This is a genomic window from Dyella sp. SG609 (assembly GCF_012275375.1).
GTDB classification, from domain to species: domain Bacteria; phylum Pseudomonadota; class Gammaproteobacteria; order Xanthomonadales; family Rhodanobacteraceae; genus Dyella_D; species Dyella_D marensis.
This window is the reverse complement of record NZ_JAAZQJ010000008.1, coordinates 1-13,226: the sequence shown is the minus strand read 5'-3', so window position 1 is coordinate 13,226 and position 13,226 is coordinate 1. Positions and strand designations below refer to the sequence as shown.

Sequence of the window (13,226 nt, the reverse complement as noted above, 5' to 3'; positions counted from 1 at the left end):
CGCGCCGGCGCCTTTCATCCGAAGCGAGCCGCCGGCATCCCCGGCGGCGTTTTTTTTGCGCGGACCTCAGTCCGTATGCAGCTCGGCCACGAAGTCGTAGATGTCGCCGCGGTACCAGGACACGGTGAACTCCACCACGCGCCCGTCGTCGAGAAAGCTGCGCCGCTCGATATTCAGCCCCGCGCTGCCGGTCGGCACGTGCAGCAGGCGCGCCTGCTGCGCGCCCAGCGACACCGCGCGCAGGCGCTGCAGGGCGCGGCGCGGGCGGCAGCCCAGGCTTTCCAGCACTTCATACAAGGAGTCGTGCACGATCAGCGGATCCGGCAGCACGCTGGCCGGCACCACGGTGCGCTCGATCGCCAGCGGCTCCTCGCGCGCATAGCGCACGCGGTGCAGGCGGGCGACCTGCACGCCGGGCGAGAGGTTCATCGCCATCGATTCCTCCGGCGTCACTTCGCCGATGCCGCGCTCGAAGAACTCCGAACGCGGATTCAGGCCGCGCGCGCGCAGGTCTTCGGTAAAGCTGGTCAGGCGCGACATCGGCTTGATGATGCGCTCGGCCACGAAGGTGCCCGCGCCATGCCGCTGGGTAAGAATGCCTTCCTCGACCAGGCCGGCGATGGCCTTGCGCACGGTCACCCGCGACAGGCTGAGCGCGCGCGACAGGTCGCGCTCGCTGGGCAGGGCCTGCCCGGGCTCGATGTCGCGGTGCTCCACCACATTGCGAATGGCCCGGCGCAGCCGCAGATATGCCAGTGGCTGGTGGGTGGCCGCGTCGCGGCTCAGGCGGAAGTATTCGTTGACCAGGGCGGTTTCCATGGCGGCCAACATACCAATGACCATACCAATTCCACAAGCGCGCCTTGAAACCGGGCCTTGCAGGGGTTACCACTTGGCCTCCAGCCGGGTCCGGAAGGCCGCCATCTTGCGGTCCGCGCGAAGTGGTGTTGTCTGGTATTTGACTGGTACGTTAGGATGCACCGAACGGGCCGGATGAAAACGCCGGCCTCCGTCTACGCCCTATCCCTGAGGTGACTGCAGTGACGGCTTCTCCCCCCCTGGTCGACGCATTCGACCTGGTGATCTTCGGCGGCACGGGCGACCTTGCCCTGCGCAAGCTGCTGCCCGCCCTGTTCCATCGCTTCCTCGACGGCCAGATCCCCGCCGGCAGCCGCGTGATCGGCATCGCCCGCGAAGGGCTGGACGACGACGGCTACCGCGGCAACATACGCAAGGCCCTGCTCGAGGCCGGCGGCGCCAAGGACCAGGTCGACGCCTTCCTCAAGCAGGTCGCCTACCGCTCGCTCGACGCGCGCAAGGACGAAGGCTGGGACGCGTTCGCCGCGCTGATCGGCGAACAGCCCGAGCACGTGCGGGTGTTCTACCTGTCGACCTCGCCCGAGCTCTTCGTCGATATCTGCAACCGCCTGGGCGAATACGGCCTCAACCGCGGCAAGTCGCGCGTGGTGCTGGAGAAGCCGATCGGCCGCGACCTGGCCAGCGCCAACCAGATCAACGACGCGGTCGGCCGCATCTTCGACGAGTCGCAGACCTACCGCATCGACCATTACCTCGGCAAGGAAACGGTGCAGAACCTGCTGGCGCTGCGTTTCGGCAACGCCCTGTTCGAGCCGCTGTGGAATGCCGGCCATATCGACCACGTGCAGATCACCGTGGCCGAAACGCTCGGCGTCGGCACCCGCGGCGCCTACTACGACCGCGCCGGCGCGCTGCGCGACATGGTGCAGAACCACATCCTGCAGCTGTTGTGCATGGTGGCGATGGAGCCGCCGTCCTCGCTGTCGCCCGACGCCGTGCGCGACGAGAAGCTCAAGGTGCTGCGCTCGCTCCGGCCCATCGACGAATCCAACGCCGCCCAGTACACCGTGCGCGGCCAGTACCGCGCCGGCGCCGCCGAAGGGCAGAGCGTGCCGGGCTATCTGGAAGAACTCGGCCCCGGTTCGAAGTCGCACACCGAAACCTTCGTGGCCTTGAAGACCGAGATCGAGAACTGGCGCTGGGCCGGCGTGCCGTTCTACCTGCGCACGGGCAAGCGCCTGCCGGAGCGCGTGTCCGAGATCGTGGTGGTGTTCAAGTCGGTGCCGCATTCGATCTTCGACGCCTCGGCCGGCCCGCTCTCGCAGAACCGCCTGGTGCTGCGCCTGCAGCCGGACGAAGGCGTGAAGCTGTGGCTCACCATCAAGCACCCCGGCCCCGGCGGCCTGCGCCTGCGCCACGTGCCGCTGGACATGAGCTTCGCCGAAGCCTTCGGCGTATCGCAGCCGGATGCTTACGAACGCCTGCTGCTGGACGTGGTGCGCGGCAACCCCACCTTGTTCATGCGCCGCGACGAGGTCGAGGCCGCATGGCACTGGGCCGGCCCCATCCTGGATGCCTGGGGCGCCAGCGGCGAGGCGCCGCGTCCGTACACCGCCGGCACCTGGGGTCCGAGCGCGGCAGTGGCGCTGATCGAGCGCGACGGCCGCACCTGGAACGAAGACAGCGAGTAAGGCCGCACCACCCGCGACGGTGCAGCCTGGCTTCACCGTCGCGTTGCACGCCCCCACCTACACTCGATAACCCCGCCGGCGCGAGCGCGCCCACCGCTTCCTCCCACCGCCATGCCCGAGCACACCGACGTCACCACGCACAGCTTCACCGATTGCCACGCGCTGGCCCGCGCGCTGGCCGAACGCGTCGCCGAACGCCTGCGCGCCGGCATCGCCGCGCGCGGCCAGGCCTTGCTCGCGGTCTCCGGCGGCAGCACGCCGGTGCATTTCTTCCGCCAGCTGGCGCGCGCGGAACTCGACTGGTCGAAAGTGCAGGTCACCCTGGTGGACGAGCGCTGGGTGCCGGAAAGCCACGAGCGCTCCAACGCGCGCATGGTGAAGGCCGACCTGCTGCAGCACGCCGCCTCCGCCGCGCACTTCGTGCCGCTGTATACCGACATGCCCACGCCCGAAGCCGGCGTCGCCGCGGTGCGCGCGCGCATCGCCGCGCTGCCGTTTCCGTTCGACGCGGTGATCCTCGGCATGGGCACGGACGGCCATACCGCATCGTTCTTCCCCGGTGGCGACCGCCTTGCCGAAGCGCTGGACCTGGCCGGCACCGCGCAGGTGCTGCCGATGCGCGCCAATGGCGCCGGCGAGCCGCGCATCACTTTCACCTTGCCTGCGCTGCTCGACACGCAGGCGCTGTATCTGCACATCGAAGGCGACACCAAGCGCCAGCTGCTCGCCGATGCCCGCCTCGGCCTGGGCGCCGGCAAGGATTACCCGGTACGCAGCGTGCTGACCCAGCCGCGCGTGCCGGTCGCCGTGTACTGGTGCCCTTGAGCACCGGACGCCAGGAGTGGGGAACGGGCGACCCTCAACGCCCGTTTCCCGCTTCTCCCTCTCTTCTCCGATCGAAAGCCATCGCATGAGCACGCCACTGCATCCCGTCCTTGCCGAAGTCACCGAACGCCTGCGCGAACGCAGCCGCGACACGCGTGCCGCCTACCTGGCGCGCATCGACGCGGCCGGCACCGGCGGCACGCACCGCGAGCGGCTCTCGTGCGGCAACCTCGCGCACGGCTTCGCCGCCTGCGGCACGGACGACAAGGCCGCGCTGCGCGACGGCCATGCGCCGAACCTCGGCATCGTCACCTCGTACAACGACATGCTGTCGGCGCACCAGCCGTACGAGCGCTATCCGGAATTCATCCGCCAGGTGGCGCGTGAAGCCGGCATCACCGCGCAGGTGGCCGGCGGCGTGCCGGCGATGTGCGATGGCGTTACGCAAGGGCGCGCCGGCATGGAGCTGTCGCTGTTCTCGCGCGACCTGATCGCGATGGCTACGGCGGTGTCGCTGTCGCACGACATGTTCGACGGCACGCTGTACTTAGGGATCTGCGACAAGATCGTGCCCGGCCTGCTGATCGGCGCGCTGAGCTTCGGCCACCTGCCCGGCATCTTCGTGCCCGGCGGCCCGATGCCCAGCGGCATCACCAACGAGCAGAAATCCAAGGTGCGCCAGGCCTATGCCGAGGGCAAGGCCAACCGCGCCGAGCTGCTGGAAGCGGAAGCCGCCGCATACCACGCGCCGGGCACATGCACCTTCTACGGCACCGCCAACTCCAACCAGATGCTGATGGAGATCATGGGCCTGCACCTGCCGGGCGCAAGCTTCGTGGCGCCGGACACGCCGCTGCGCGACGCGCTCACCGCCGAAGCCGTGCGCCGCGTCGCCGCGCTGAGCGCGAAGGGCGGGCAGCACCTGCCGATCGGCCATGTCGTGGACGAGCGCGCCATCATCAACGGCGTGGTCGGCCTGCACGCCACCGGCGGTTCCACCAACCATCTGCTGCACCTGGTGGCGATGGCGCGCGCGGCCGGCATCCAGCTGCGCTGGGACGATTTCGACGCGCTGTCCTCGGTGGTGCCGCTGTTGGCGCGCGTGTATCCGAACGGCTATGCCGACGTGAACCAGTTCCACGAAGCCGGCGGCATGGGCTTCCTGATCGACCAGCTGCTGAGCGCGGGCCTGCTGCATGCGGACGTGCGCACGGTGTTCGGCACCGGCCTGGACGGCTATACCCAGGTGCCGTCGCTCGATGACGCCGGTACCGTGCAGTGGACTCCCGTGGCGAAGGAAAGCGGCAACCGCGGCGTGCTGCGCGGCATCGCCGAACCGTTCCGCGCCGACGGCGGCCTGCGCCTGCTCGCCGGCAATCTCGGCCGCGCGGTGATCAAGGTGTCGTCGGTGCCGGACGACCGCCAGGTGATCGAGGCGCCGGCCATCGTGTTCCACGACCAGGACGACGTGCGCAAGGCTTTCGAGCGCGGCGAACTCAATCGCGACTTCATCGCGGTGGTGCGCTTCCAGGGGCCGCGTGCGATCGGCATGCCGGAGCTGCACAAGCTCACCCCCACGCTGGCCGTGCTGCAGGACCGCGGCTACCGCATCGCCCTGCTCACCGACGGCCGCATGTCGGGCGCCTCCGGGCGCGTGCCGGCGGCCATCCACGTCACGCCGGAAGCGCAGGCGCAGGGGCCGATCGCGAAGATCCGCGACGGCGACCTGATCCGCCTCGACGCCACCCGCGGCACGCTCGACGTGCTGGTGGATGCGTCTGAATTTGCCAGCCGCGCGCCGGCCACGGCCGACCTCTCGCCGCACCATAGCGGCATGGGCCGCGAACTGTTCGGCCTGTTCCGCCAGGCCGCGGTCGAAGCCGATCTCGGCGCCGGCGTGCTCTGACCTTTCTTCCCAGGATTCCCCATGAGTCTCATCGAAACCAAGCAGCAGCAAGTCGAAGCCACTCTACGCCTGGCGCCGGTGGTGCCGGTGGTGATCATCGACGATGCCAAGGCGGCCGTGCCGATGGCGCGCGCGCTGGTGGCCGGCGGGATTCCGGCGATCGAGGTGACTTTGCGTACGCCGGCGGCGCTGGAGGCGATCCGCGCGATCGCCGCGGAGGTGGAGGGTGCCGTGGTGGGCGTGGGTACGGTGCTGACGCCGCGGGATCTGGAGAATGCGCGGCAGGCTGGCGCGAGGTTCGCGGTGTCGCCGGGTGTGTCGCCGAAGTTGCTGGCGGCGGCCGACGACAGCGACCTGCCTTTGCTGCCGGGTGTGGCGACTGCGTCTGAGGCGATGAGTCTGTTGGAACGTGGCTATCGCCATTTGAAGTTTTTTCCGGCGGTGCCGGCGGGCGGCCACAAGCTGCTCGGTGCTTGGGCTAGTCCGCTGCCGCAGATTCGTTTTTGCCCGACTGGCGGTATCAGCCTGGCGAGTGCGCCGGAATTCCTTTCGCTGCCGAATGTGGTTTGCGTGGGGGGGTCGTGGCTTACGCCGGTGGATAAGTTGAAGTCTGGCGACTGGGCAGGGATCGAGGCGCTGGCGCGTGAGGCAGCGCAGCTCAAGGCTCGCCCTTGATCGTCATCCCGGCGTAGGCCGGGATCCAGTAACGGTATCGCTCGGTTGTTGCGTTGACGCGTGGGTGTCTCGCCTACGGCGAGTGCTTCGCCCCGCTGCCGCGGGGCGAGTTACTTCTTCTTTGCGTGCCCAAAGAAGAAGTAACCAAGAAGAAAGGGCACCCTGCTTGGCGCCCTCAGCAGCGCAGCTGCTGAGGGTCCGTGAGGGCTGGCCGGGCTTTTTGACAGGGCATCCATGCCCTGATCAAAAAGGCGAGGACGTCCTGTCCTCGCCCCCTGCGGGGCCTTTTCGTCCAGCCCTCACCGCCGGCGCCAAGGGGACCCGGTAGATCAAGAGCAGAAGCGCACAAGCGGAACGCCGCGGCTGCGCCGCGTGCTCTTCGCCCGATTTTCGCCGCGCGCTGCATCCCCCTCTCCCCTCCGGGGAGAGGGTCGGGGTGAGGGGTCGGTGCTGGCCATAACCTTGAATCGAGCGACAGCAAAAAGCCGGCCCGGTTACCCGGGCCGGCCATATCACTCCATCACTCGCCAACCTCAGTTGACGCTGACGGCACTCCACGCCGAAGCCACACCTGCATACTGCGTCGACGTCGTGCCATACAGATCCGCCGCCGCCTTCAGCGTCGCCGTCCGTGCCGCGGCATAGTTCGTGTTGGACGTCATATACACCGTCAACGCCCGATACCAGATCTTCTGCGCCGCATCGCGCCCGATGCCGCCGGCCGCGGTGTTGCCGTTGCACACCAGCTTCGCCGCCGTCAGGTTGGCCGAGCTGCCCGCGCCGAAGCCGGCGGGTACCACGGCGCCTTCGGCCAGCAGATAGAAGAAGTGGTTGCCCACGCCCGAGCTGTAATGCACGTTGAGCGAACCCACCGAGCTGCTCCAGCAATCGGCCGAGGCGCCGTCCAGGCTGGGCTTGAACATGTAGCGCAGCGCGGTGGTGCCGTTGGGATTGCTGCGGTAGATCTTCTCGCCGATCAGGTAGTCCGGGGCGTCGGTGCCGTTGTTGGCGTAGTACTCGACCATGGTGCCGAAGATGTCGGAGTTCGCTTCGTTCAAGCCGCCGGACTCGCCGGAATAGGCCAGGCCCGCAGTGGCCTGCGTCACGCCATGGCTCATCTCGTGGCCGGCCACGTCCACCGCCACCAGCGGGAACCAGGTGGTGCCGCCGTCGCCGTATTCCATCGCGCTGCCGTTCCAGGCGGCGTTGTTGGAGGTGTAAGTGCCGCCGCCGACATTGATCTTCACGTGGGCATAGCTCTTCACGCCCTTGCCGTCGTTGAAGATGCCATTGCGGCCGTGCACGTTCTTGTAATAGTCCCAGGTCTTGGACACGCCGTAGGCGATGTCGCCGGCCACGGTGGCGCGGTCGCTCTCGGCGTTGTTGCCCCAGGTGTTGTCGGTGTCGGTGAACAGCGTGGCATTGCGCAGGTTCGCCGAGGTGTCGTTCTTGCCCTGCGCGTCGTACACCGAGCCGTTGCCGCGCGAGGGATCGATCATCTGGTAGCCGCCGCTCACCGAGTTGGTGACAATGCCCACGTTGCCCACGAGCAGGGACTTGCCGGTGCCGTTGGCGGCGATGGTCTGGAACAGGTTCCAGCGGTCCAGCACCTTGCCGCTGGAGGCATCGACGAAGTAGCGCATGTTGGCGGTGCCGAAGGTGTCGGACGCGCCCTGCACGTTCACCTCATAGGCCAGCACCGGCTTGGCGCCGCGCGCATAGATCACCAGGCCGCGGCTCTCGATGCTCTCGATCTCGCCGTTGAAATCCTTGCCGGCGGCAAGCTGTGCCTCGTCGGCCGTGGTGCGCGGCGACAGGCTCGGGCGGCCGCGGCCGCGCAGGGTGAGGCTGGCTTCGCGGAAGCGGCCGTTGTTGCTGTGCACGACCACGTCGCCGCCGATCACCGGCAGGCCGCGGTAGCTGCGCTGCATGCGCACGTGTTCCGTGCCGTCGGGATCGACGATCACATCGGTCGCTTCGAACGCGTCGTCGCTGTCGGCCTGCAGCGCGGCAGGCTGCTGCTTGGCGAGACCCTTGGCGACGCCGGCAATGGCCAGATGATCGAAACGTGCAGCTTGCGCGCCGCCGGCGACGGTCAGCGCGGCGGCGATGGAGAGGCTCAGGACGTAAGGCTTCAAAGACATCACGACACTCCTGGATAAAAGTGGGCAAAAGGGCAGCGCGGCCGCATGCGTTGCGCATGCCGCCGAACAGGCACCGATAAGAAAGCTTCCTAGAGATCCCTCCCCTGAGCGCGGCTATCCTCCGGGTGCATCCATCGCAAGAACATAGGAATGTTTCGTAAGTTCTTCACGGGTCGATCACGCAAGGCTCGCGTAAGTGGCGGGTGTGATGTGCATCGAATTTCGATGGCGAGAAATGCTCGCGAAGTAATGCAATGCAGAGCCCCTCTCCCACTGGCGACCCGAAGGTAGTCCCCGTGGGAGAGAGGGGTTGGGGTGAGGGTACGCGCGGAGCGCAAGAGTAATGTGCACCGCTCCGGCCGAGCCCTCATCCGGCTGCCGCCACCTTCCTCGCTCCTCAAAGCCGGGCACATCCCTGTGCCCTCCCCGCGTGCTCCCGGAGGGAGAAGGATTCAAGCGTGAGTACCGAAGCAATGGTGAAGGCAGCTATTTACACGCCGCGTTCGAGACCGAAGCCTTCGTCGATCCATCCGGTCAGCCCGCCGATCATTTCCTTCACCGGCCGTCCGAGCTGCGCCAGCTTCACCGCCGCCTTGTTGGCGCCGTTGCAATGCGGGCCGGCGCAATACACCACGAACAACGTATCGGCCGGGAACTCGCTCAAGCGCTGCTCGCTGATGGTGCGCGTGGGCACGTTCAATGCGCCAGGCACGTGGCCGGCGGCGTACAGGGTCGGCGTGCGTACGTCGAGCAGGACGAAATCCTTGTCCTCGTGCTGCGTGGCGTAGTGCACGTCCGCGCAGTCGGTTTCGAAGCCCAGGCGCGCCTGGAAATGGGCCAGGGCCTGCGCGCTGGCGGCGGCGGGGACGCGGTGGACGACGCTGCTCATGGGGCGGTACTCCGTGCTGAGGATGGTGCCAGTGTGGGCACTGGCGGCCGCCGCCGACATTGGCAAGAATGCCAGGCATCATGAAGAAACCGCCAAAGCGTGCGAGCACTCCGACCGGCCCCGCCAACCGCAACGTGGCGGCGCTGGTGTACGACGGCCTGTGCACCTTCGAGTACGGCATCGCGGTGGAGATGTTCGGCATCGCCAGGCCCGAACTGGACAGCTGGTACCGCTTCACCTCCTGCGCCGTGGATCGCGGCGCGATGCGCGCAGCCGGCGGCCTCAGCGTGCAGGCGGATGCCGGGCTGGCAGGCCTGTCCCGTGCCGGCACCATCATCGTCCCCGGCTGGCGCGGCGCCGATGCCGCGCCGCCGCCCGCCTTGCTCGATGCCCTGCGCGCGGCGCACAAGCGTGGCGCGCGCCTGCTGTCGTTCTGCTCCGGCGTGTTCGTGCTCGCCGCCGCTGGCGTGCTCGACGATCGCGCGGCGACCACGCACTGGCGCTACGCGGAGACGCTCGCGGCGCGCTATCCGCTCATCCGGCTCGCACCCGACGTGCTCTATGTCGACGAAGGCAGGGTGATGACCTCCGCCGGCAGCGCCGCGGCGATCGACCTGTCGCTGCATCTGATCCGCCGCGACTACGGCCCGCGCATCGCCAACCAGGTGGCGCGCCGCGCGGTGGTGCCGACCCATCGCGACGGCGGCCAGGCGCAATTCATCCCGGCGCCGCTGCCGGAACAAGGCGCCGCCCTGGGCACGCTGCTGGAATGGATGCGCCGCCGCCTCGACCAGCCGCTGCCGATCAGCGTGCTGGCCGAACGCGCGCGCATGAGCGAACGCACGCTGTTGCGCCGCTTCGAGGAAGCCACCGGGCATTCGCCCAAGCAATGGCTGGTGCACGAACGCCTGGCGCGGGCGCGCGAGCTGCTGGAAGGCAGCGACCTGGCGGTGGAGCAGATCGCCGACCGCTGCGGCTTCGGCAGCGCCGATACGCTGCGGCATCATTTCCGCCGCGCGATCAAGCTCAGCCCGGCGCGCTACCGCGAGCGATTCGCGCTGGCGGGGCAGCGGGCATAGAGAAGCGGCCCCATCGCCGCTAAGCTGCGCCCCGTTCCCCGCCGGCATCGACCCATGCTCTACATCCTCCTCGCCATCGGCTGCAGCGTGCTGGTGTCCGTCCTGCTGAAACTGGCGCGGCGCCACGGCGTCGACGTGGGGCAGGCGGTCGCCTGGAACTACGTGGCCACCAGCGCGCTCACCGCCTGGGTGTTCCATCCCTCGCTCGACGCGCTGGCGCGGCCCGGTGCGCCGTGGATCGGCTTCGTCGGCCTGGGCCTGCTGCTGCCGGTGATCTTCCTGGCGCTGGCCGCCTCGGTGCGCCATGCCGGCATCGTGCGCAGCGACGCGGCGCAGCGGTTGTCGCTGATCGTGTCGCTGCTGGCGGCCTTCCTGCTGTTCGGCGAAGCGGCCAGCGCCTTCAAGCTGGCCGGCATCGGCGTCGGCCTGGTCGCCATGGCCTGCATGGTGTGGCGCGGCGGCGCGGACGAGGCGGAAGCGAGCGCCGCATGGTGGTGGCCCCTGATCGTGTTCGTGGGCTTCGCCGCGATCGACATCCTGTTCAAGCACGTGGCCCAGGCCGGCACGCCGTTCGCCGCTTCGCTGCAGGCGATGTTCGCGCTGGCCCTGGTGGTGGCGTTCGCGATCCAGCTCGGCCGCCGCATCACGGGGCGCATGCGTTTCACCGTGCGCGATGCGCTGGCCGGCCTGCTGCTGGGCCTGGCCAACTTCGGCAACATCGTGTTCTACGTGCGCGCCCACCAGGCCCTGGCCGACCGACCGTCGCTGGTTTTTGCGGCGATGAACCTCGGCGTGGTGGCGCTGGGCGCCCTGGTCGGCACGCTCGCCTTCCGCGAAAAGCTCAGCCGGCTCAATCTGGCCGGCGTGGCGCTGGCCGCCGTGGCGATCGTGCTGGCCACGCGCGGCTGAGCGCAGGCATGACTTCTGGCGTGTGAAAGCCGGCACTTGCAGCGCCTAAGCTCGGGGACTCCAAGCCCCTCCCCGAAGGAACTCCGATGCGCACGCTCCCCCTGGCCGCCGCCCTGGCCTCCCTGCTGCTCGCCGGTTCGGCGCTGGCCGCCGACAAGCAGGACAAGGACAAGCCCCAGGAAAGCAAACCCGACGCCGCGCTGCTGCAGCCGCAGTCGTCGGAGAGCACCGGCTCCGTGCGCGTGGAAGGCAAGAGCATCGACTACAAGGCAGTGGCCGGCACCCTGATCATCCACGGCAAGGGTGACAAGGAGCACGAGCCGCAGATCAGCATGTTCTACACGGCGTACTTCAAGAAAGGCGCCGACGCCGGCAAGCGGCCGGTCACCTTCATCTACAACGGCGGCCCGGGCTCGGCCACGGTGTGGCTGCACATGGGCGCGTTCGGGCCCAGGCGCGTGGTCACGTCCGACGACAGCCACACGCCCGCCGCGCCCTACGGCCTGGTCAACAACGACTACAGCCTGCTCGATGCGTCGGACCTGGTCTTCATCGACGCGCCGGGTGCGGGTTTCAGCCGCCTGATCGCCGCGGACGAGGACAAGAGCAAGCGCGACGAGCAGATGAAGGAGCGCCGCAAGGAGGTCTACGGCGTGGACGGCGACGGCCATGCCTTCGCGCAGTTCATCACGCAGTTCCTGTCCACCTACGGCCGCTGGAATTCGCCCAAGTACCTGTTCGGCGAAAGCTACGGCACCACGCGCTCGGCGGTGCTGGCCAATATCCTAGAGAACCAGTCCAGCGTCGATCTCAACGGCGTGATCCTGCTGTCGCAGATCCTCAACTTCGATACCAGCATCGACGGTCCGGAGACCAACCCGGGCATCGACGTGCCCTATGTCGTGGCCTTGCCCACCTTCGCCGCGACGGCGTTCTACCACCACCGCCTGCCGCAGCAGCCGGCCGCGCTGGAGCCGTTCCTGCGCGAAGTGGAACAGTTCGCGCTGAACGACTATGCCCAGGCGCTAATGGCCGGCAGCCGCCTCGACGACGCGCGCAAGCAGGCGGTGGCGGAGAAGCTGCACCAGTACACCGGCCTGCCGGTGGCCTATCTGCTGAAGGCCGACCTGCGCGTCACCGGCGGCATGTTCGAGCAGCAGCTGCAATCCGACGGCGGCGTCACCACCGGCCGCCTGGATGGCCGCTTCTCCGGCCCGTCGCTCGATCCGCTGAGCAAGGACTCCGAGTACGACCCGCAGTCCTCGGCGATCAGTGCCGCCTATGTCGCCGCGTTCAACGACTACGTGCGCAAGCAGCTGAAGTACGGCGACGGCCAGCAGTACCGGCTGTTCGCCTCGATCGACAACTGGGACTTCCGCCGCCCCGGCGGCGACGGCGAGCGCCCGATCAACGTGATGCCGGATCTCGCCAAGGCGATGAAGACCAACCCGAATCTGCGCGTGTCCCTGCATGGCGGCTATTACGACCTGGCCACGCCGTACTTCGCGGCCGACTACGAGATGCGCCACCTGCCGATTCCCGCCTCGCTGCAGAAGAACATCTCCTACGAGTGGTATCCGTCGGGCCATATGGTCTACGCGCACGAGGACTCGCTGAAGAAGCTGCACGACAACGTGGCGCGATTTATCGGCGAGACCGACAACGTCAAGTAAGGCCCGCCGGCGGGCGTCCGCGAGTTGCTATGCTTGGCGGGCTACGCGCCCGCCCTTTCCATACCGACTCCGGATTCTCCTATGCGCGACCTGATCGATCGCTACCTCGCCGCTTACAACCGCATGGACGTGCCGGCCATGCTCGATACGATGCATGCCGGCGTGGTGTTCGAGAATTACACCAAGGGTGTATTGAGTGTGCGCACTCAGGGGGTGGCTGAGTTGCGCCATCTGGCGGAGAGTTCGCTGCATTTGTTTTCGGCGCGGCGGCAGATCATCACGGCATTCCGGGAGCATGGTGGGGATGCCGCCACTGCGGATATTTTGTTCGATGGCACTTTTGCCATCGATCTGCCGAATGGGGTGCGGGCGGGGCAGACTATTGCGCTGACTGGGCGCAGCGAATATCGCGTCAGCGAGGGTAAGTTGGTTTATATCGCTGATTTTAGTGAGTGACGCTTTGCTTGTTGGCCTGGCGTAGGGCGGGATACTTTTGCGGTGTCGCCTGGTTTTTGCGTTACCGCGACTTGGCCGCTTATGCAGCGGGCATTTCGGACGCCTGCCGGCGCCCGAGTCACTTTCTCTTTGCTGGCTCAAAGAGAAAGTAACCAAAGAG

General features: G+C 67.9%; 11 protein-coding genes. 8 read left to right on the top strand and 3 right to left on the bottom strand.

The features are described from left to right. Positions 1-66: 66 nt before the first annotated feature. Entirely contained in the window at positions 67-819 is a 753-nt protein-coding gene (locus tag FHW85_RS14815) for a GntR family transcriptional regulator (protein WP_167253761.1), read from the bottom strand. A 221-nt stretch (positions 820-1,040) separates the two neighbouring features. On the opposite strand from FHW85_RS14815, the gene zwf reads away from it, so the two are divergent. The 4 genes from zwf to eda all read left to right on the top strand — a co-directional run bounded on the left by zwf (position 1,041) and on the right by eda (position 5,916). Beyond that, entirely contained in the window at positions 1,041-2,510 is a 1,470-nt protein-coding gene (gene zwf / locus FHW85_RS14810; RefSeq protein ID WP_167252951.1) for a glucose-6-phosphate dehydrogenase, read from the top strand. A gap of 111 nt (positions 2,511-2,621) precedes the next feature. Continuing rightward, the gene (pgl, locus tag FHW85_RS14805) at positions 2,622-3,335 is read left to right on the top strand and encodes a 6-phosphogluconolactonase (protein WP_167252952.1); all 714 of its coding nucleotides are present in this window, start codon (positions 2,622-2,624) and stop codon (positions 3,333-3,335) included. Between the two features lie 85 nt (positions 3,336-3,420). Next, positions 3,421-5,241 (top strand): phosphogluconate dehydratase, encoded by a 1,821-nt coding sequence (gene edd / locus FHW85_RS14800; protein WP_168648772.1) that lies wholly within the window; start codon positions 3,421-3,423, stop codon positions 5,239-5,241. A 21-nt stretch (positions 5,242-5,262) separates the two neighbouring features. Beyond that, positions 5,263-5,916: a bifunctional 4-hydroxy-2-oxoglutarate aldolase/2-dehydro-3-deoxy-phosphogluconate aldolase gene (gene eda, locus FHW85_RS14795; protein ID WP_168648771.1), complete on the top strand. Its 654-nt coding sequence runs from the start codon at positions 5,263-5,265 to the stop codon at positions 5,914-5,916. A 533-nt stretch (positions 5,917-6,449) separates the two neighbouring features. On the opposite strand, the gene FHW85_RS14790 is transcribed toward eda, so the two are convergent. Both FHW85_RS14790 and FHW85_RS14785 read right to left on the bottom strand, forming a co-directional pair. Further along, positions 6,450-8,054: a M4 family metallopeptidase gene (locus FHW85_RS14790; protein ID WP_168648882.1), complete on the bottom strand. Its 1,605-nt coding sequence runs from the start codon at positions 8,052-8,054 to the stop codon at positions 6,450-6,452. Between the two features lie 496 nt (positions 8,055-8,550). Next, positions 8,551-8,949, bottom strand: coding sequence for a rhodanese-like domain-containing protein (locus tag FHW85_RS14785; RefSeq protein ID WP_167252955.1), 399 nt, complete (start codon positions 8,947-8,949; stop codon positions 8,551-8,553). An 80-nt stretch (positions 8,950-9,029) separates the two neighbouring features. Between FHW85_RS14785 and ftrA the strand changes: the two genes are divergently transcribed. The 4 genes from ftrA to FHW85_RS14765 all read left to right on the top strand — a co-directional run bounded on the left by ftrA (position 9,030) and on the right by FHW85_RS14765 (position 13,066). After that, a complete protein-coding gene (gene ftrA / locus FHW85_RS14780) occupies positions 9,030-10,028 on the top strand; it encodes a transcriptional regulator FtrA (protein WP_168648770.1) in 999 nt (332 codons plus the stop codon). A gap of 54 nt (positions 10,029-10,082) precedes the next feature. Then, positions 10,083-10,937, top strand: coding sequence for an EamA/RhaT family transporter (locus tag FHW85_RS14775; protein WP_168648769.1), 855 nt, complete (start codon positions 10,083-10,085; stop codon positions 10,935-10,937). 86 nt (positions 10,938-11,023) lie between these two features. Beyond that, positions 11,024-12,610 carry a peptidase S10 gene (locus tag FHW85_RS14770; protein ID WP_167252958.1) on the top strand — a complete coding sequence of 529 codons (1,587 nt, stop codon included), beginning with the start codon at positions 11,024-11,026 and terminating at the stop codon, positions 12,608-12,610. An 81-nt stretch (positions 12,611-12,691) separates the two neighbouring features. Then, a complete protein-coding gene (locus tag FHW85_RS14765; protein WP_168648768.1) occupies positions 12,692-13,066 on the top strand; it encodes a nuclear transport factor 2 family protein in 375 nt (124 codons plus the stop codon). Positions 13,067-13,226: the final 160 nt, after the last annotated feature.

Bases quoted from the DNA above. Each gene is read 5' to 3' on its own strand.
- pgl (WP_167252952.1), top strand. From the start codon at position 2,622: ATGCCCGAGCACACCGACGTCACCACGCACAGCTTCACCGATTGCCAC.
- FHW85_RS14775 (WP_168648769.1), top strand. From the start codon at position 10,083: ATGCTCTACATCCTCCTCGCCATCGGCTGCAGCGTGCTGGTGTCCGTC.
- FHW85_RS14770 (WP_167252958.1), top strand. From the start codon at position 11,024: ATGCGCACGCTCCCCCTGGCCGCCGCCCTGGCCTCCCTGCTGCTCGCC.
- FHW85_RS14815 (WP_167253761.1), bottom strand. From the start codon at position 819: ATGGAAACCGCCCTGGTCAACGAATACTTCCGCCTGAGCCGCGACGCG.
- FHW85_RS14765 (WP_168648768.1), top strand. From the start codon at position 12,692: ATGCGCGACCTGATCGATCGCTACCTCGCCGCTTACAACCGCATGGAC.
- edd (WP_168648772.1), top strand. From the start codon at position 3,421: ATGAGCACGCCACTGCATCCCGTCCTTGCCGAAGTCACCGAACGCCTG.
- FHW85_RS14785 (WP_167252955.1), bottom strand. From the start codon at position 8,949: ATGAGCAGCGTCGTCCACCGCGTCCCCGCCGCCGCCAGCGCGCAGGCC.
- eda (WP_168648771.1), top strand. From the start codon at position 5,263: ATGAGTCTCATCGAAACCAAGCAGCAGCAAGTCGAAGCCACTCTACGC.
- ftrA (WP_168648770.1), top strand. From the start codon at position 9,030: ATGAAGAAACCGCCAAAGCGTGCGAGCACTCCGACCGGCCCCGCCAAC.